The 18295-nt window shown below is 41.1% G+C and carries 21 protein-coding genes; 7 read left to right on the forward strand and 14 right to left on the reverse strand.

Going from position 1 to position 18295, the window contains the following annotated elements; genetic code table 11:
* Position 1: 1 nt before the first annotated feature.
* From BO48_RS06320 to BO48_RS06345, 6 genes are all read right to left on the reverse strand, one after another.
* Positions 2–607, reverse strand: coding sequence for an HK97 family phage prohead protease (locus BO48_RS06320; RefSeq protein WP_496366574.1), 606 nt, complete (start codon positions 605–607; stop codon positions 2–4).
* A complete protein-coding gene (locus tag BO48_RS06325) occupies positions 546–1784 on the reverse strand; it encodes a phage portal protein (protein ID WP_496366575.1) in 1239 nt (412 codons plus the stop codon). The genes BO48_RS06320 and BO48_RS06325 overlap by 62 nt, the downstream gene beginning before the upstream one ends.
* Before the next feature lie 89 nt (positions 1785–1873).
* The gene (locus BO48_RS06330; RefSeq protein ID WP_496366576.1) at positions 1874–2062 is read right to left on the reverse strand and encodes a hypothetical protein; all 189 of its coding nucleotides are present in this window, start codon (positions 2060–2062) and stop codon (positions 1874–1876) included.
* 285 nt (positions 2063–2347) lie between these two features.
* The gene (locus BO48_RS06335) at positions 2348–4789 is read right to left on the reverse strand and encodes a phage/plasmid primase, P4 family (RefSeq protein ID WP_496366577.1); all 2442 of its coding nucleotides are present in this window, start codon (positions 4787–4789) and stop codon (positions 2348–2350) included.
* A gap of 127 nt (positions 4790–4916) precedes the next feature.
* Positions 4917–5222, reverse strand: coding sequence for an excisionase family DNA-binding protein (locus tag BO48_RS06340; RefSeq protein WP_496366578.1), 306 nt, complete (start codon positions 5220–5222; stop codon positions 4917–4919).
* A 9-nt stretch (positions 5223–5231) separates the two neighbouring features.
* On the reverse strand, positions 5232–5459 hold the full coding sequence (locus BO48_RS06345) for a helix-turn-helix transcriptional regulator (RefSeq protein WP_496366579.1): 228 nt from the start codon (positions 5457–5459) through the stop codon (positions 5232–5234).
* 128 nt (positions 5460–5587) lie between these two features.
* On the opposite strand from BO48_RS06345, the gene BO48_RS06350 reads away from it, so the two are divergent.
* The 3 genes from BO48_RS06350 (at position 5588) to trhO (ending at position 8427) form a co-directional block, all read left to right on the forward strand.
* Positions 5588–6160: a helix-turn-helix domain-containing protein gene (locus tag BO48_RS06350; RefSeq protein ID WP_496366580.1), complete on the forward strand. Its 573-nt coding sequence runs from the start codon at positions 5588–5590 to the stop codon at positions 6158–6160.
* Positions 6161–7333 carry a site-specific integrase gene (locus tag BO48_RS06355; RefSeq protein ID WP_496366581.1) on the forward strand — a complete coding sequence of 391 codons (1173 nt, stop codon included), beginning with the start codon at positions 6161–6163 and terminating at the stop codon, positions 7331–7333.
* 110 nt (positions 7334–7443) lie between these two features.
* A complete protein-coding gene (gene trhO, locus BO48_RS06360; protein WP_496366582.1) occupies positions 7444–8427 on the forward strand; it encodes an oxygen-dependent tRNA uridine(34) hydroxylase TrhO in 984 nt (327 codons plus the stop codon).
* A gap of 307 nt (positions 8428–8734) precedes the next feature.
* Here trhO and tatC read toward each other — a convergent pair whose 3' ends face one another.
* From tatC to BO48_RS06380, 4 genes are read right to left on the reverse strand one after another with little or no spacing between them, the layout of a single operon-like run.
* Positions 8735–9559, reverse strand: coding sequence for a twin-arginine translocase subunit TatC (gene tatC, locus BO48_RS06365; protein WP_496366583.1), 825 nt, complete (start codon positions 9557–9559; stop codon positions 8735–8737).
* 45 nt (positions 9560–9604) lie between these two features.
* On the reverse strand, positions 9605–10609 hold the full coding sequence (locus BO48_RS06370; protein WP_496366584.1) for an acrylyl-CoA reductase family protein: 1005 nt from the start codon (positions 10607–10609) through the stop codon (positions 9605–9607).
* Positions 10610–10634: 25 nt separating this feature from the next.
* Positions 10635–11066, reverse strand: a complete 432-nt coding sequence (locus tag BO48_RS06375) for an RDD family protein (RefSeq protein ID WP_496366585.1) — start codon at positions 11064–11066, stop codon at positions 10635–10637.
* A gap of 48 nt (positions 11067–11114) precedes the next feature.
* The gene (locus BO48_RS06380; protein ID WP_496366586.1) at positions 11115–11966 is read right to left on the reverse strand and encodes a hypothetical protein; all 852 of its coding nucleotides are present in this window, start codon (positions 11964–11966) and stop codon (positions 11115–11117) included.
* Positions 11967–12092: 126 nt separating this feature from the next.
* On the opposite strand from BO48_RS06380, the gene BO48_RS06385 reads away from it, so the two are divergent.
* Both BO48_RS06385 and BO48_RS06390 read left to right on the forward strand, forming a co-directional pair.
* On the forward strand, positions 12093–12362 hold the full coding sequence (locus BO48_RS06385; RefSeq protein WP_496366587.1) for a hypothetical protein: 270 nt from the start codon (positions 12093–12095) through the stop codon (positions 12360–12362).
* Between the two features lie 24 nt (positions 12363–12386).
* Positions 12387–12536: a hypothetical protein gene (locus BO48_RS06390; RefSeq protein ID WP_496366588.1), complete on the forward strand. Its 150-nt coding sequence runs from the start codon at positions 12387–12389 to the stop codon at positions 12534–12536.
* Positions 12537–12732: 196 nt separating this feature from the next.
* On the opposite strand, the gene BO48_RS06395 is transcribed toward BO48_RS06390, so the two are convergent.
* Together BO48_RS06395 and BO48_RS06400 are read right to left on the reverse strand one after the other, a co-directional pair.
* A complete protein-coding gene (locus BO48_RS06395; protein WP_496366590.1) occupies positions 12733–12870 on the reverse strand; it encodes a hypothetical protein in 138 nt (45 codons plus the stop codon).
* 63 nt (positions 12871–12933) lie between these two features.
* A complete protein-coding gene (locus BO48_RS06400; RefSeq protein WP_496366591.1) occupies positions 12934–14223 on the reverse strand; it encodes a DHA2 family efflux MFS transporter permease subunit in 1290 nt (429 codons plus the stop codon).
* 120 nt (positions 14224–14343) lie between these two features.
* Between BO48_RS06400 and BO48_RS06405 the strand changes: the two genes are divergently transcribed.
* Positions 14344–14916: a MerR family transcriptional regulator gene (locus BO48_RS06405; protein WP_496366593.1), complete on the forward strand. Its 573-nt coding sequence runs from the start codon at positions 14344–14346 to the stop codon at positions 14914–14916.
* Positions 14913–15164, forward strand: a complete 252-nt coding sequence (locus BO48_RS06410; RefSeq protein ID WP_496366594.1) for a GyrI-like domain-containing protein — start codon at positions 14913–14915, stop codon at positions 15162–15164. Before BO48_RS06405 ends, BO48_RS06410 begins: the two co-directional genes overlap by 4 nt.
* Positions 15165–15312: 148 nt before the next feature.
* Here BO48_RS06410 and gcvPB read toward each other — a convergent pair whose 3' ends face one another.
* Entirely contained in the window at positions 15313–16776 is a 1464-nt protein-coding gene (gene gcvPB, locus BO48_RS06415; protein ID WP_496366595.1) for an aminomethyl-transferring glycine dehydrogenase subunit GcvPB, read from the reverse strand.
* On the reverse strand, positions 16769–18121 hold the full coding sequence (gcvPA, locus tag BO48_RS06420; protein WP_496366596.1) for an aminomethyl-transferring glycine dehydrogenase subunit GcvPA: 1353 nt from the start codon (positions 18119–18121) through the stop codon (positions 16769–16771). The genes gcvPB and gcvPA overlap by 8 nt, the downstream gene beginning before the upstream one ends.
* Between the last annotated feature and the right edge of the window lie 174 nt (positions 18122–18295).

The following is an 18295-nucleotide window of genomic DNA, read 5'->3' on the forward strand; positions in this document are numbered from 1 at the left end:
ATTAAAAATCTCTCCTTAGTAGTTGGTTTAGTTTAATTTTTGTTTGCTGTCTTTCGTTTGATTTCAGTGCTTCCCATGTGTCCTCAATTTGTGAACGTGCTTCTACGCTTGTCTGCGGATAGGCCGGGAAAGCTACTATAGAACATTCATATACTTTCTCAATCTTGCTTATCGTCCGGGTGTTCGTCTTTGCATCATACCGGCTGCCGCCTTTTGGTACTTTGAAAGCAAAACTCATGCCGGACAGGTCGCCACGTTTTACTGCCGTATGAACGCTGCGCCCATCTTCTGTACTTGGTAGCTCTGCCCTCATCATTAAGCCTGCCGACTCTAATGTAAGGTGCATTGTCTTAGGTGTACGTGCCAAAGGAATTTTGTTCATGTCATGGTTATAAAGCAGCCGGACATCCGACAAGTCGGCATCATCCAATGCGCCCCTTTTGATAACCTCGACATATTCCCCAAATGGTGCATTTATTGTGGTGGGCTGATCGTAAATAATCGGCCTACCACTTAAAACAAGGCTGTCCGAGCCTGTCGGCTCTTTAGCTCTTATTTCCGCTATTCGTAACTCTTTCATCTGCGGTGTCCCCCTTATCTTTGCCAAGTTGGTATTCATCAGCTTTATCAGCATTAACCACATTCAATGTTTGAAGCCTTCTATCTCCATCATCCACAGGCGGCAGGTTCAATATCTCCAGTGCCTGGTTGATGGTCAGCAAGCCAAGTGGTGTAAGTTCCTTGAGTATGTTGGTCTTGCTTTGGTTGCTTGCAAACTGTAGGCGGTTCGATTCAAATATTATGGAATTGCCAAACGCCTGTTCACGTTGCGTAAAGAGTTTATCCGTCAGCTCCAGTGAAAACTGTATCGCTAGGGGTTCAATCACAGATTCATAAAATGCGCCCCATTCGTCCTCTGTATAGGTACTGTTTACGATGGATTCCCCAACGCCCATATAGTCATATATTTTTCGCTTCACTGTGTCCATCTGTTGCGTGTCTATGGTGGTGCTGCTTTCTTCCAGGGGAATGTAATCAAATTTGTTATCAATGGCAGCAACGCCCCCATGGTTGCTCATGGACAAGTAATCATTCGTAAAGGCTTCTTTTTCTTCTTTCAGCTTTTCAGGACTTAGTACCTGATTGTATTTCAATATCCCTTTAATCTTGGCACTGCTCTTGATGGATTCACTCAATCCCTGGTTCTGATTGTGAGCCAGTTCCAAGGCGGCTGTAATCGCTCCGTTGCCGTCCCCTAGCAAGTCATTGCCGTTGAAAAATCTCCGGGCTATGAATACTTCTGATATATGGAAGGTGACTTCCTGCCCGTTTCCAAACAGGAATTTTAAATACATTTCACCAGTCGGATCTGTCATATATTCTACATTGTTGGAAGAAAGCGGATATATCGCTATTAAGTTGCCCCGTTCATCCTTCTGTAGGTACGCAAAGGCGTTGTTATGCAAGTAGTAGTGCGTAACCAATTTATATATAAGGTCATAGCTTGTCATGTACGGGTTCGGCCTCACCTGCAAAATACGGTTTAATGTCTGGTCGCCCTGCATGCGCTTATTATTATCTTTTGTATAAATGATATGTCTACCCTTTAGGCGTGCAGCGTTCCGTGCTATCGCATCCACAGCCGTCCTATATACATCATTCTCATAGGCGTTGCCATTGAACGGTGTGAAAGCAGGCGTGCCCCCACTCAATAGCTCAATGCGTTCTGTCTGCTGCGCCTGTAGTTTATCTATGCCAAGTATTCGATCTAACCACTTTGCCACTCGCTCACTCCTTCCTGTAAATTTATTCTAAAATTGTCATTTTATATTAATTAAATTATACCATACGGGGGTATATAAATCCAGTTGTGTCAAGGGTTTTCGGTGAAATAAGTGATAAATGTGTAGTAGAGTGTCCGGCCATTTTTTTGATTCATTTCAACCTTGGATTCTACTTCTCTTAATTGGTGATTACTGTCATTGAATAGTTCGCTAAAGGCATTGAAATTATCCTGATGCTCTTGGATGCTGTGACTTTTGATAATTTTCATCTGTATCATTTATTCGCTCCTCCTTTCTTAAATATCCACAATAAGTGAGCCTGCAACCGAACAGAATTTTTCAGTTGCACACCAAAACCCTTGGGGCACAAGGGGTTCAGTGATTTTTCAACTTGCAACCGAGATTTTCACCCTCTCCCACAATTAAGTGCAATACTCTTTTTTAAGTCACTTGTTTTTTATAGTGATTTGATGATATTTTCAGTTGCTTGGTTGCAAACACCTTCTAAACGTTGATATGGTGCTGTTTATCCTTGCAACCGAACAGAATTTTTCAGTTGCATTTCAGTTGCTTGGTTGCACTTCATTTTTATATGACCTTTGGCTTTTCTTTGGATCAGGAAACTTTATCCCTATGTCCATTCTGTCCAAGTCGCCAATATGTGGTTCTAGGTAGTGCCAATCAAACCGTTCAAGCACCCCTGCGCTCCATCCTTTCCCTATATGCTTCTTAAACTGATTGTGGAATTTGCGGTTGGATAAGGGTTTAAATCCATTTTCTTCACAATAATTCTTGTAAAAACCATAGACGATATACATCGGCACTTTCGGTATATCCCACTCATCGAACACATTCACCTTAAACTCATAGACAGGATCGTTATCTTGCTTGAATATCTCCAACTCTTTCAAGGACACATCCGGTACTTCAAATTTCTCAAAGTCCATATTGAGTGCTTTATGCAGCACATACTCCAGGACTTCAGGGCGTTTGATATAGTCCTCTTTGATTGCTGCGTTCTCTACATCCCCATTGAAGTCTGCATTGAACGGTACGATGATGATTCGCCTTAGCGTGCCTTGCGTCTTATTCTTGAAGCTAGGCATCCCATTTGTGGACTGTATGACAGAACACCTATAGACGGTACTGTATAGCGGTTGCCCCTTAAACTCGACAAGCACCCTGTCACCAGTTACAACACTGTTGAAATTAGATGAATCGTCTACATAGGTATTGGCCGGTACATCATCCCCAATTACTGCCGTCTTGCCCTCTAGTACACTCAACTTGAAGCGTTCATCAAACTCATTCACTTTCAGGCTTGCCACATTCTGATGACCTATCAAATTAGAAAGCAACTCTTGATACGTGCCTTTACCATTATTTCCTTCTCCTATTAAGAAGATGGCTTTTTTACGGGTATAGTTTCCATTCAAGCTGTCATTAATGACCTGCCACAGTAGTGTGATAACTTGCTCATCATCGCAAGCAATAGATCTGATCCAGGATTCTACATCCCAACCATTTATAATCGGGCTGCTAGGGTTCTCTATATACCGTGTGGATATTTTTGTAGTGAATACATAGTCTGGGCTGAATGGTTCGAGCTTTCGGCTCTTAATGTTGAATACACCATTCTCCACCGGTATCAAGTAACGGTCATTCGTTTTCTCCCTCACATCTGCCATATTGGAAATATGATATATAATTTCTTTCGCTTTATTTTCATTATGCTTCGGTTCTAACCACGATATGATGCGTTGTATGCGTGTACTGTTTTGCGTATAGATGCCTTCATCCGGCACATACATAGCAAGTTTCGTGTTTTCCTCCAGGTCGAACAGTGCAAACTGCACATGCTCCTGCAAAAGGACAGCACACCTTATCGGGCTAATTGTGGTAGGCTTACGGCCATTCTTACCTTCTTCTATCCAAGCTTCCTCCATACGTTGCAATTCATCATGCCGGGTTTTTTTAATTGCCTTCTTTAAGTTACTACCTGAACCCCATCCAGGAAGAATAGTAAATTCATATTCAGGTTTTGAATAGTTCGGATCGTATCCACCTTTTAAGCCATGTACTGCGGTTTCAATCGTCTTGCCTATTCCACCATTCTTATGATCCTTTTCTTTCCTGTACGCCCCACTGTTGCACCATATGTCGTACATCATATTGCTGTCGCCACAAGAGTAAAACGCCAATGTGTTCATTAGTGACTGGTCTGATTCTGATTGACTGGGGAACGGCTTCCCTTGCGTGTCCGTTGCCTGCTCCCAATCTCCTTTAAGAATGTGCGTGATTTGTTCACCCCTCTTTTTATCGGCTGCTGCTTTCTTGACTACTTCCGCCTGCGGTATCTTGGACTTGCCTGTATCTTCAAGCTGTTGGCCTCCTGTATGCTCTTTAGGGAAGGCCTGTGCGATTAATTTATCAATGTGGCTGTCCATGTCATGAATATAGTCTATGTCCCCTGTGGCATGCCCTGTGACGGTTACAAAGCCAGTCAGTGAGAACAGTTCCATATTCTCTTGGTTATTCTTCTTGCTATGGCTCTTCGGCTTCTCACCGGACATATATACGTGTATGCCATTCCCTGATGGGGAATACTCACAATAAGTGGCATGTTTCAGATGCTCATGATATTCATGTTCTGTAGCACCGTCTATATCAAGTACATAGAGGTTGTTGTCCGGATTAGGGAAAAATCCAATGCCGTCATATTCCCCCGTTTGATAGGCTGCCTCCATCTCTTCAAAAGACAGCCATATTCTTTTATCGCTCCATCTTGCTATAGTTTCCTCACCATTCACGGTGGGCTGCTTTGGTGAATAGGGTACTTTCTCGAGCCTGCCCCCTCTTTTCTCTGCCCTCCACATAATCCAATGTGGAATTTGCTTCATTTCATCCGGTATGTTTTCGATCTGTACCGGCAAGATCTCTTTATCTATAGAAAGCACCATATATCCCACTTCCTTCTGATGTTTTTGTTGTATTAGTCGCTCCATATTGGTACAATTGAAGAAAGATATTTTCCTAACCGTATAATGTCTAACTCACTTTTTGCGCCGTCTGCCAACGGTGCTTTTTTATTGCTTCGGGTATATACATTTCATCCCTCCTTTCTTCTTTGGATTAACCCTCCTTCAATTTCTCAAAGAATTTAATGTCATTATTTGTGGCCGTCATGCTTGCGGTCATTTCATCAAGGAACGCATCTACTTCATCCCGTTTGAACAAGTACTTGGCTCCTACCTTGTAATATTTCAAACCGTTCTTAATCAAACGATCTTCGATAACCGGCTTACTGATGTTAAGATATGAAGCTAGTTCATTGTAGGTTATGAAGTATTTCTGCTTTGCCAATTCATCTACACGTTCATCAATTGCTTGCTGCATCATTTCTTTTACTGTCTTTTCGTCCACTTTTACATTAAGCATTTTGGCCCCCTACCTTTCGTCTTTTTTCGTAGGATTTTTACTAAAAAAAATATCATCAAATGTTATAAATGGGTCGCTTTCCTTAATCAATTCGATAAATATTAGTATTTCTTGATTAGTGAAATGAGACCTCCCCTTTTCTTTTGCACGGTATGTGGCTTCTGAAATTCCTAACTTCTCTGCCATTTCTGTTTGAGTCAAACCAATCATTTTTCTATATCCTAGTACTTTATTCATTCTCCCACCCCCTTTTCGTCTTTTTTCGTAGGATCAAACATAGAGTAACATGATTAAGCGTAAAACACAACAAAATCTTCGTTTTTCGTCTTTTATATGCTATTATTCATTTAAGGGGGACGCGAAATATGGATGAAAAAATGATAGGCAAACGCATTAGAAAAATTAGAACAACTCTAGGAATGACTATGAAAGAATTTGGATTAATCTTTGACCCTCCTGCCAGTGATAGCTTGGTTTCTCGATGGGAACGAGGTATCAATGCTCCTAATCGTGAAAGAATGAAAAAGATTGCAGAACATGGGAACGTTACAGTGGATCATTTAATTAACGGTAAAAATATGTATCTAAAGCTATCAGATGATAGTTATATGACGTTCGAGAACTTCAAAAATATCTCAAACGACTTAGAAAATGAATTAAATATGAGATTAGAGCGTTTAGAGAATAAAAAAATATCTCCTTTTGCCGGAAGTACTATAAATGAACTATTAAAAGTTATAGAAGATGCTGATTTCAACGAAGTAATGGACTTAAACCTTGTTTTCCACCAAATTTCTAGCTATAAGAAGATTGCTAGTAAACGTATAAACCATGAAGAAAAAATTGAAGAAATTCATAGAAGAGCTAGGGCATATGAAGATTTTCTATTGAAGTGGGCTGGGTATAAAGACGAAGATTGTCAAGAAAAGAGTGATTAAATGGCGGTCTACAAAAGAGGGAAAACATATACTTATCGTGTCTATGTAGGCAAGGATCCAATCACTGGAAAAGATAAACAGATCAGCAAAGGCGGCTTTCGCACAAAGAAAGATGCTCAACTAGCAGCAGCACTCATTGAAAGGCAATTCCACAATGGGGAATACATCGAACCGAGCAGCCTCACTCTTGAAGCGTTAGGCACTGCATGGCTTGATGCATATAGCGTGGATGTTAAGGACAGCACTGTCAGAATGAGAAGCCAAGCGTTGAAGAAGCTGATTGCTGCGTTTAATAATTGCCAGGTGCAGAAAGTCACTAAAAATGACTATCAGACATTCATCAATGACATGGCCAAGGCTCACAGCGTAAATCATGTAAAAATTATCCATACAACAGCCAGGATGTTATTCCAGTACGCCAAGGAATACACAAAAATAATCAGTAAATCCCCATGTGATGGCATCAAGCTGCCTAAAGAGAAACAAACCGTTGAAGATATCGAGAATGAAGAAACCTCCTATAACTTTATGGAGAAAGAAGAATTAGAGGCATTTCTAATGGCTGCAAAAGAACACGGTCTGGAAAATGACTTTATCCTGTTTACTACACTTGCATATACTGGGCTGCGTGTCGGCGAAGTAAGAAGCTTAAAATGGACTGATATTGACTTTGAGGCGCAAACCCTACGGGTGACAAAGACAATCCATAATGTCAGCAATAACCGTAAAAAGTTCAACCTGTTCACTCCTAAAACAAAAAAGTCCATCCGTACCATTAGCATAGATCCCTTTGTGGTAGATCTATTACAACGGCATCAGATGGAGCAGGAGATGGTGAAGCAGCATAACCACATGTTCTATCAGGACTACAGCTTTATATTTGCCAGTAGTGATGGCTATCCCTTAACAGTTACGCTGATAAATGATAGAATGAAACGTGTTTTAGCATTGACGGGCATAGATAAATCCCTATCTTCCCACTCCTGGAGGCACACCCACACGGCACTCTTGATTGAAGCCGGGGTACACATCAAAGAGATACAGGAAAGATTGGGACATTCAAGCATTCAGACAACCATGGACATCTACGCCAAAATGACTAAAAACATGAAAAAAGATGCTTCCTCGAAGTTTAGCAAGCTCATGGGGAATGTATCAGAAAATCTAAAATAGCGGAAAGCATGAACAAAAACATGAACATGCTATTTTAAAAGCCCATGATAACGGGCTTAAAACCCTATTCAGGTATATCCTGCAAATATAATTGATAGGTGGAATAGACAATGGAATATCGAGTATTACTTTATTATTACTATACTGATATCGTTGACCCGGACGGCTTAAGTAAAGAGCATTTGAGAATCTGTAAAGATATGAATTTAAAAGGCAGAATCTTAATCGCCAATGAAGGCATCAACGGCACAGTATCAGGTACTGTAGAAGACACTGATAAATACCGTCAGTATATGGAAAATCATCCATTATTCAAAGGTATGGCGTTCAAAGTGGACGAATCAGAAGGACATGCATTTAAGAAAATGCATGTAAGACCGCGCCCGGAGCTTGTGAACCTGAGCCTGGAAGATGACGTCAATCCTCATGAAATCACAGGCGAGTACTTATCGCCGGCTGAATTTTATGAAGAAATGCAAAACGAAGATACAGTCGTTTTGGATGTCCGCAACACCTATGAATATGACGTCGGTCATTTCAGAGGCGCAATCCGTCCGGAAGTGGACACTTTCAGAGATACACCTGAATGGGTGCGCGAAAACCGTGAACTGTTCGAGGGTAAAAAAGTACTGACATACTGTACAGGCGGCATACGCTGCGAAAAATTCTCAGGCTGGTTGAAGCGTGAAGGATTTGAGGATGTCGGCCAACTGCACGGCGGTATCGCAACATACAGTAAAGATCCGGTCGCAAAAGGACAATTATGGGATGGTATGATGTACGTCTTTGATGAAAGACTGACAGTACCCGTCAACCAGGTTGAACACAATGTTGTCGGCAAGGATCACTATGACGGTACACCATGCGAAAGATATATCAACTGTGCAAACCCTGAATGTAACGCCCAGATTATCGCTTCAGAAGAAAATGAAGCATATCATTTAGGCGGATGTTCACTCGAATGCGCAGAACATTCACGCAACCGCTACATCGTGAAAAATGAACTGTCCCAAGACTACGTGGAAACACGTCTTGAAGAATTAAGAAATTCAGGTTTCGCTGATTTCGATATGATCGGCGACTTTAAAGGTTAATACAAACGATAGAGAGAAAGAGCCTGGCTAAGGCTCTTTTTTGTTTGGATAGGGAATGGAAACTTCGCTGGAAGGGCGGAATCTTTTGGGGGAGGAGGATGTTTAGATAGATGCGATTTCATGGCTATCTGAACAGCTACTATATGCTTCAGAACCCTGAACATTTATAAAAGAATGAAAATTTGCTCACTCACACTAATATATCTCCCCCGAGTAAGCAGCAGAGCCGGTCCCAACACTGCCACAACCACACCCGACATCATCGTCCCCAAAATAAAAAGCAGGCCCGCTTCTAATGAGGCACGGCCTACTCTTCTGTTTCCATCTCCGCCTCTTTCTTTTGGCGTCGACGCTCTTTTATTTTCACTATATAAATACTGATTTCATAAAGAACAATCATCGGCGCCACTGTAATCATATGTGTGAAAAAGTCCGGCGGCGCAATGAGCGCAGTGAGAACCAGCAGTCCAAAATAGACGTATAAACGCACGTTTTTCATAATTACTGAGTCGAGAAGTTCAATATGGTGCAGAAATAAAACGATGATCGGCAATTGGAATATCAAGCCGAACGGCATCGTCGTAATCAGCAGAAATGACATATACTCATCCGCCGTTACGAGCACCTCAAAGTTTTGCTGGCCCATCTGTATCAAAAAGTAATAGCTGATTGGATGGACGACAAAGTAACCGAATAAAATCCCAAGTATAAATAAACCCATCATGAATGGAAAATATGACTTGAGAAAATTTGTCTCCTTCTCAACGAGACCGGGTCTCATAAACTGCCATAAATAATAGCAGATGAATGGCAGACTCAGTCCGATGCCGAGTGAACCCGCCGTCCTCAAGTAGAAACGAATCACTTCGAACGGTCCCCGTACAATCAGGTCGTGACCTTTAGTCAAATAAGGGAACCAGAACTGTATTGTTAAAAATATCAGAGCAAAAAATATAACAAACACTACAATTGATTTTATTAAAACACCTCGTAAATCATCCAGATGCTCGACTAAAGTGGCATCCGGCTGATCTTTCGTCACGCGGCGTTGTTTTTTAGTTTTTGATATTCCGTCATCTGTAATCTGCTGCAGCGTCTGTTTACGTTTGTTATTTTTATCTTCTTCACTCACAAATATTCACCTCAGTCATAGACACAGGACATTTCGATTGCCAGATTATTCATCTTCAGATTCTGTAAAACTGACGATGACCCTTCCTCTGATCTGTCCTTTTAATATCTTCTTCAATGTATCCGGTAATTCATTCAAAGTAATTTCATTGACGATATCATTTGTGAGCTTGGATGGTTTCAAGTCCGTTGCGAGCCTGTCCCAAATTTTCTGTCTGCCTTCCATTGGATACTTCACGGAATCCACACCAATCCACTGGACACTTCTGGAAATGAAAGGTAAGACAGTCGTCTGAACATCCACACCGCCGACCAGTCCGCAGGTGGCAACGTATCCGCCATAGTCCAGGCTGCTTAATATATACTGTGTCGTTTTACCGCCAATCGGATCGATTGCCGCAATCCACTGTCTTTTACGTATGGATTTCTGGTCTTCATCAAAGATTTCATCGCGATGTATCACACGTTTTGCACCAATTGATTTCAAATACTGTGCTTCTTCTGTATGCCCTGTACTCGCCTCTACGTGATATCCCAGGTCATCCAGCATATTGACGGATAAACTGCCGACACCGCCGCTTGCACCTGCGACCAGCACTTTGCCGTCCTCCGGCTTCAATCCATTTTGTTCCAACTTATCGATTGATAGTGCTGCGGTGAAGCCTGCTGTCCCCAGAGTCATTGCTTCTTTTAAAGACAATCCTTTCGGCAAAGGTACAAGCCATTTTGAAGGAATTCTTGCCATTTCACTGAATCCCCCAAAATTCCGTGTCCCGATATAATAACTTGTAGCCAGTACCTGGTCTCCCGGTTTAAATTTTTCACTGACAGATTCAACCACTTCACCGGCTAAATCTATTCCGGGCACCATTGGGAACTTCTCTGCAAATTGTCCGTTAACTGCAATCAAGGCATCCTTGTAGTTCACACTTGAATAATGGACTTTAATCAATACATCCCCCGCTGTAAGTTGATCAGTCGACAGTGTTTTTATGGACATTTCCGGATTGCCATCCACTTTTTCTACTACCAATGCATCAAAGTTGCTCATAATCGTCCACCCCTTTTAATTATAATTACTCCGCATTTTCGTCTGTCACTTTAGTGCCTGCCATCAAATCATGCAATGCACGTTTATCTTTCCTTGTAATCATCATTACACCTGACAGTAATAAAAACAATCCAAATGTCAGAATATATACAACTAATATAAATAATTCTCTTTTAACCATAACCTGCCATGTAACATCTTTACCATTCACTTGTGTAACTCTTATGCCGAGCAGCCGTCTCCCAATTGACCATCCATACCAGGTTACCGGCAGTGAAATCATATAGACTGTGACAATCAATAACATGAATAGATTGAATATGAAATTCGCCCTTGGTTCTATGACAAAATCATAGCCAATGGTAAAGCTTAATAAAAACACGATAGGCACACCGATAATCAGCCCGTCTATCATACGTGCAAAAAACCGCTGCCACAACTTTGCTGGAAAAATCAAGATTTGTCCTCCTGTGTGCTTGTCTGCATCTGTTTATTATACATTAAATTAATCCAATTTTTCCAAATTGATGCTGTCGACCCCTATCACCTCGATAAGGTCGCCTTCCTCGATGGTCATGACAAATGACTCTCTGCCGCCTTCATCAGGATTTCCGACTGCATTGCTTGAAGTGATATAAACATCGGCATGAGACGTTTGCACCTGACCGACCAAATCTGTTTCTTCAGTCGAAATTCTGTAGTCACCCGGCTCTACGTCTTCACCGGCGATATGCATTCCGGCAGGCAGTTCACCTTCATACTCCTCAGATACCGGAGTCAAAGTAAAGCTTTCGGCACCTGTCACTTCGATATTATCCCCCTCGCTTATGTAGGCCACAAGTTCTGTAGGATAACCCTGTGTACCGTTTTCGCTGTCTTCACTCATCAGTGCCTCGCCGGCAACATATTTGTCCTCATAATCATAAATACTCAAGTATGAGCCATATTCCGAAGTTGTAGTAATACTGTAACGCCCGGGCACTATATCACCTCCGGCAGTATGCTCGCCCTCTTCAATAGTTACCTCTTCACCTTCACCGTATAAATGACTGTAGTCAATCGTTTCATACATAGGATCGAGGTCTTCATCAGTTGCCTCATCACGCTCCGGACCTGTTTCTTCCTGAACCTCTTCTTCATCCGTCGTTTCTTCTTCGACTTCAACATCTTCCTCTTCAGAAGTCTCCTCTTCTTCTCCGGAATTCTCTTCACCATTATCTGTTTCCTCCGTCGAGGACCCGAGACCTAAAACATTGTTGATGTCATCTGCAAGTTCATCAAATGGGTTGCTGCAAGCCATCAGTAGCATGCTGCTGATGGCAAGTGCAGCCGTTAAGCGCACCTTTTTAAAATTCATATGTAACTCCTTCTTTTTTAAGACTATGTTATCACATCGTTATATTTAACAGTGGTAAACTTTAAAAATTAACAAACCTCTCTTTTATTATATAATAAAACCAATATAAAAATTAGGGGGACTACGATGACATTCGATGAATATGTAGAAAATATCGATGAAAAATGGAAAAATAGTTTTTTAAAGACATGGAATATGATAGAAGGACACTTGCCCGAGGGATTCATAGTGGATATACAGCATGGTATGCCCGGATTCGCAGTTCCGAAATGCACTTACCCAGATGGATACCACGTCGATCAGACCCCGCTTCCTTTCATAGCGATTGCTGCGCAAAAACGCCATTTGGCTGTCTACCACATGGGACTTCATCGAGATGATGCATTATACGAATGATTCATCAATGAATATCCAAAGCATATGGACACCAAGTTGAACATGGGAAAGAGCTGTATACGTTTCAACAATCCAAAAAAAGTCCCTTATGAACTCCTTGGTGAACTGGCAGAAAAAACAACCGTCGAAGAATGGATTGAACTGTATGAATCACGTCTGAAAAATTCTCAGTGAAATAAAGTTCTCCACTAAAAGGTGAATATGATTAATTTTCACATGAAGAAAGCACCATCTGCTCGTGACTTCAGATGGTGCTTATATATAGATCATTGGATGCCTTGTTTATAGTTATATTGTAAGGCTAGATACACATCATCAGTTGCAATTTTAATCGCAACTGACGATGGTTTTAGTAATCTTATAAAATTCATTATTTATTGTCTTGTTCAGACGGACCAGGCACTACATTTTCAAGCGGTGTCGCACGATACACGAAAAACGACATAACAACTGCAATCAATGCAACGATAAATATTATAAAGTAGACAAACTCTACTCCTGAAACCATAGCCGCCGTAAGCGCCGCTTCCGATTCCGGGTTTGCAGCACCTTCAAGAAAACTTTGCTGTCGTTAATTAAGCATTCCTATAAACACCGATACCCCGATTGCTCCTGACAATGGCTGCAGGGTAGAGACGACAGCTGTACCATGTGGATATAAATGTTTCGGCAGCTGGTTTAAGCCGTTCGTCTCTGCCGGCATCATCGTTGCGGAAACACTCAGCATAATCAGCATAAATCCGCCGATAATGACCCACTGCGGGGTGTCTGCATTCAAATTACTGAACATAAACATCGTAACTGCCAGTATTATCGTTGCCGGAATCATCATAATTTTCGGGCCGACCTTATCGAATAAGGAACCCATAAATGGACTCATAATTCCGCTTAACAGACTCCCGGGCAGAAGTAACAACCCTGCAGCCGCTGCTGTAAGTCCCATTGGACCTTGCATAAATACCGGCAGTATCAGTTCCGAAGCGAACATTGTCATGACAATAATGATAAACAACAAAACCGCATGTGAAAACATCGGAAATTTAAAGACACGCAAATCCATTAAGGGCTCTTCCAGTCTGAACTGACGGACCGCGAAGAATATCATTGCAATAACACCAATTATAATCGGCACATAAACCGTCACACTCATAAATCCTTCCGCAGATTCACCTGCATGACTGAATCCGTAAATTGTGAAACCTAAACCCATCGTCGAATAAATAATAGACAGCCAGTCTATTTTCGGCTTTCTGATTTCAGTAATATTAACCAGATATTTTAAAGCAAACAAAATTGAAAGGATCGTAAACGGAATTACAAAGATAAATAAGAATCTCCATCCGAAGTATTCGACGATAATACCGGAGAGTGTCGGTCCGATCGCAGGCGCAAACATAATGACCAGCCCGATGATACCCATGATTTTTCCTCTTTTATGCGGCGGATAGATTAACAGGAATACGTTAAATATGATTGGCATGATTAAACCTGTACCAATCGCCTGTATCATCCGTCCGACCAGCAAAATAGAAAACGTCGGGGCGAGCGCTGCAATTACAGTCCCGGCCAAGAACGTAACCATCGTACCGATAAACATCTGTCTAGTCGTAAACCAGCCCATTAACAAAGGGGATATCGGTATGACGATAGCCATCACAAGCATGAATCCTGTCGCTACCCACTGTACTGTAGAAAGTGCGACTCCAAATTCCTGCATAAGAGTCGTTAAAGCAATATTAAGCAATGTTTCATTTAAAACCGCAAAGAATGCACCCATAATTAATGCCACCATTATCGGCGTCGTTCTAGCATTTGGATCGTCAGATAAAAATTCGTATTTTATCTTTTTATTTTCTGTCATTTTCACACCTCGTAATATTAATTAAAAGTATTGAATATTGAGCATAAACAATACACATCAATTTGATGACCTATTATAATATAAGGTATACAGTAACTATACAGTCAAGAGGTGAGTCTTATGAAATCGGAAATTTATTTTACTTCCGGTGATTTTGCGAAACTTTGTGAAGTCACGAAACAAACCTTGTTGCATTATGACAAGATCGGACTTCTTCATCCCGATCACAAAGATGAAAAAGGATACCGTTACTACTCATATGTACAATTAGACATAATGTACGTGATTGAATCATTAAAAGAAATGGAAATGCCGCTTCGTGAGATTAAGGAATTCATCAGTGTGACAACGCCAGAAACGATGATTAGAATGTTTACGGAAAAATCAAAACAAATATCAGAAAAAATTAATACTCTGAAAAGCATTCAAAATAAGATTGAAATAAAAATAGCAGTAACCAAGGAAGCTGAAACCACTGATTTCAGCGAAATTGTCCTGACTGAAACTGAGGAAGAATATTTATATTTGAGCGCGCCATTGTTAAATTATGATGACGATGAGAACAGAGCTGCCATTTCGGACTTTTATAAAATATGTATGAGAGAACTGCATGAAAATTATTCTATAGGTGCGATGGTTGACATAGAAAGTCTGCGTAGAGAGAAAATACACAGCTATAAATACCTTTTGTGAGAACTAGCTATACCGACGCGCTGCCACTCGTTAAAAAAGAACTGACACAGCAGACAGTTGCCTATCATGTCGGAAAGTATGAAGATATTAATCATACTTACGCTGAAATTTTAGAATTTTTAACAAAAAACCGGTTGAGTATTACAGATTATGCTTATGAAGAACCGATTCTCGACCGCATATCGGTGAACGACAGCGAAAAATACGTAACAAAAATTACTGTCCCGGTTACAGCACTTGATTGCTAAGTACCCAAGCAACATTTTACGCTTTTACCAAACTTTAAATCTTCGAATAATAATATATAATTGCTTCAAGCTCAATATGTTCTCTCATTACAAAAGACCCCTGCCTCAATACCTGACAGGTATTGAGGCAGGGGTCTCTATCTTTAAATTATCCTTCTGCGTTCCAGCGTAAAACAGGCTTACGTGAAGCTCTTGTTTCATCCAAACGTTTAACAGAAGTTTTGTGTGGTGCACTGTGGATGACATCCTGATTATTTTCAGTTTCATCAGCAATCTGATTCATAGTGTCGATGAAGTGATCTAAAGTTTCTTTAGATTCAGTCTCAGTCGGCTCTATCATCAGTGCCTCATCCACGATTAATGGGAAGTAAACGGTTGGTGGGTGAATATCGAAGTCCATCAGACGTTTCGCGATATCCGCTGTTGCCACACCTTGTTTCTTCTGTCTGTTTCCGGAGATTACAAATTCGTGTTTACAATGCTGAGTGAATGGAAGTTCATACTTGTCTTCAAGGCCGCGCATGATGTAGTTAGCATTCAGCACAGCGCCTTCGCTGACTTTCTTAAGTCCTTCAGCCCCCAGTGTACGGATGTACGTGTATGAACGAACGTTGATTCCGAAGTTACCGTAGTATGTTTTTACCATACCAATTGACTGTGGAAGATCATAATCCAAATCATATACGCCGTCTTTTTCAGTTACGACCGGTTTAGGCAGGAATGGTTTCAGTTCGTCTGTTACACCGATTGGACCTGAACCAGGACCACCGCCGCCGTGCGGACCAGTGAATGTCTTGTGCAAGTTCAAGTGAACCGCATCGAAGCCCATATCTCCCGGACGAGTGTAACCCATGATAGCGTTCAGGTTTGCACCGTCATAGTACATTTTACCGCCCGCTTCATGGACGATTTCTGACATTTCAACGATTTGAGTCTCAAACAGACCTAACGTGTTAGGGTTTGTCAGCATAAGCGCTGCAGTGTTTTCGTTAACTACTTTCTTCAAGTCTTCAACGTCAACAAGACCTTCATCGTTTGATTTAACTTCAACCACTTTAAATCCAGCAACTGCTGCAGATGAAGGGTTTGTACCGTGAGCCGAGTCAGGTACGATCACTTCGTTACGGTGTGATTCACCATTTGCTTCATGGAAAGCTTTAAAGATCATCAGTGCTGTCCACTCACCTTGTGAACCGGCAGCTGGCTGCAGTGTGATTTCATCCATTCCAGTAATTTCCTCAAGGTGTACCTGAAGATCGTACATCATTTCTAGAGCACCCTGGATTGTGCTTGTATCCTGATAAGGATGGATATGGCTGAACCCTGGTAATCTGACAACATCTTCGTTGATTACCGGGTTGTATTTCATCGTACATGATCCAAGTGGATAGAATCCTGATAAAATACCGAAGTTGCGGTTGGATAATCCAGTATAGTGACGCATTAATTCCAATTCATCAACTTCAGGAAGGTTAGCCTGTACTTTACGTACATATGCTTCGCCAACTTCTTCTTCCAGATTTACTTCCGGAACATCAAGCGCCGGCAGGTTGTAACCGTTTCTGCCTTCTTTACTGCGTTCAAAAATTAATGGAAAGTTCTCATTAGCCATTATTGATATCCCCCATTTCTTTTACAAATGCATCGATTTCTTCTTTAGAGCGGATTTCAGTAGTAGCTATCAACATATGATTTTCGAATTCAGGATATACTCTGCCAAGGTCGAACCCGCCGACAAATCCTTTTTCAAATAACTTTTTATTAACTTCTGATACCGGTTTTGAAAGTTTAACTACAATCTCATTGAAGTATGCTCCGCTGAATGCAGCTGAAAGGTTTGCCTCAGCCAGCTGATTTTTAGTATATCTAGCTTTTTGCATGTTTAATTCAGACATCTCTTTAACACCATTCTTACCAAGTGCACTCATAGCAGCTGAACTTGCCACTGCGTTCAATGCCTGGTTGGATGTGATGTTTGAAGTCGCCTTCTCACGTCTGATATGCTGTTCTCTCGTCTGAAGAACTAATACGAAACCGCGCTGACCGTCTTGGTCGACTGTTTCACCAACGAAACGTCCAGGCACTTTACGCATTAATTTTTTCGTTGTAGCGAAGTAACCACAGTGCGGTCCGCCGAATTGTGCAGGGATACCGAATACTTGTGTATCACCAACAACGATGTCAGCGCCGAATTCACCCGGAGGTGTCAAGTAACCAAGGGATAACGGGTTGCTTGATACAACAAACATAGATTTAGACTGTTTTTCAACAATTTCATTTATTTGTTCAAGTGGCTCAATTTGGCCAAGGAAGTTAGGATACTGAACGATGAATGCAGCAGTATCTTCGTCATGCTCTTTTTCTAAGTGGTCAAGATCTGTCTTACCGTCTTTAAGGTCGATTTCCACCACTTCAAGGTTTTTACCTTTTGAAGCTGTTTTAACCAACTGACGGTGTTCAGGATGTACAGCAGATGAAATGAGCACTTTCTTTTTCTTAGTTTGGCCGACACTCAAGTTTACAGCTTCAACAACTGCTGTACCACCATCATAGAGTGACGAGTTTACAATAGGCATAGCTGTAATCTCAGAAATCATTGTTTGGAATTCAAACATAGCCTGTAATTCACCCTGCGTCATTTCAGGCTGATATGGCGTGTAAGAAGTATAGAACTCCTGCCTTGAAATAACATGGTCAACTACTGATGGGATGAAGTGATCATATACCCCGGCACCCAAGAACGAAGTGTACTCTGTCAAGTTAGCGTTCTTCGCTGCCATTTTAGTGAGTTCTTGTTTTAATTCATACTCACTGGTAGGTTTTTTAAGCTGTAATTCTCTGCCCAGTCTAACTTTTTCAGGAATATCTGAAAAGAGTTCGTCTGTGGACTTTGCACCGATTTTTTCAAGCATTTCTGCTTTATCAGTTTCAGTAACTGGTAAATAACGAAAATCCATTAAAATTTCCTCCTTATTTATCATTAAAGATAATCTAATTTCTGTTCTGATTAGTTTATGCCATACATTGTCATTATAAATGATTTCGATGAGATTAACAATTTTTTCACAATAATTTAGTAGTATATTTGATATATCTTTACAATTTCGACATAAACATGGTACTCATGCCCG

It is taken from the genome of Lacicoccus kunmingensis DSM 17847, from assembly GCF_059568765.1.

What these genes read in the sequence shown, in the direction of transcription:
- BO48_RS06330 (WP_496366576.1), bottom strand. Translation starts at nt 2,062, where the DNA reads ATGATACAGATGAAAATTATCAAAAGTCACAGCATCCAAGAGCATCAG.
- BO48_RS06335 (WP_496366577.1), bottom strand. Translation starts at nt 4,789, where the DNA reads ATGGAGCGACTAATACAACAAAAACATCAGAAGGAAGTGGGATATATG.
- BO48_RS06340 (WP_496366578.1), bottom strand. Translation starts at nt 5,222, where the DNA reads ATGCTTAATGTAAAAGTGGACGAAAAGACAGTAAAAGAAATGATGCAG.
- BO48_RS06345 (WP_496366579.1), bottom strand. Translation starts at nt 5,459, where the DNA reads ATGAATAAAGTACTAGGATATAGAAAAATGATTGGTTTGACTCAAACA.
- BO48_RS06350 (WP_496366580.1), top strand. Translation starts at nt 5,588, where the DNA reads ATGGATGAAAAAATGATAGGCAAACGCATTAGAAAAATTAGAACAACT.
- BO48_RS06355 (WP_496366581.1), top strand. Translation starts at nt 6,161, where the DNA reads ATGGCGGTCTACAAAAGAGGGAAAACATATACTTATCGTGTCTATGTA.
- trhO (WP_496366582.1), top strand. Translation starts at nt 7,444, where the DNA reads ATGGAATATCGAGTATTACTTTATTATTACTATACTGATATCGTTGAC.
- BO48_RS06370 (WP_496366584.1), bottom strand. Translation starts at nt 10,609, where the DNA reads ATGAGCAACTTTGATGCATTGGTAGTAGAAAAAGTGGATGGCAATCCG.
- BO48_RS06380 (WP_496366586.1), bottom strand. Translation starts at nt 11,966, where the DNA reads ATGAATTTTAAAAAGGTGCGCTTAACGGCTGCACTTGCCATCAGCAGC.
- BO48_RS06385 (WP_496366587.1), top strand. Translation starts at nt 12,093, where the DNA reads ATGACATTCGATGAATATGTAGAAAATATCGATGAAAAATGGAAAAAT.
- BO48_RS06390 (WP_496366588.1), top strand. Translation starts at nt 12,387, where the DNA reads ATGGACACCAAGTTGAACATGGGAAAGAGCTGTATACGTTTCAACAAT.
- BO48_RS06395 (WP_496366590.1), bottom strand. Translation starts at nt 12,870, where the DNA reads ATGGTTTCAGGAGTAGAGTTTGTCTACTTTATAATATTTATCGTTGCA.
- BO48_RS06400 (WP_496366591.1), bottom strand. Translation starts at nt 14,223, where the DNA reads ATGACAGAAAATAAAAAGATAAAATACGAATTTTTATCTGACGATCCA.
- BO48_RS06405 (WP_496366593.1), top strand. Translation starts at nt 14,344, where the DNA reads ATGAAATCGGAAATTTATTTTACTTCCGGTGATTTTGCGAAACTTTGT.
- gcvPB (WP_496366595.1), bottom strand. Translation starts at nt 16,776, where the DNA reads ATGGCTAATGAGAACTTTCCATTAATTTTTGAACGCAGTAAAGAAGGC.
- gcvPA (WP_496366596.1), bottom strand. Translation starts at nt 18,121, where the DNA reads ATGGATTTTCGTTATTTACCAGTTACTGAAACTGATAAAGCAGAAATG.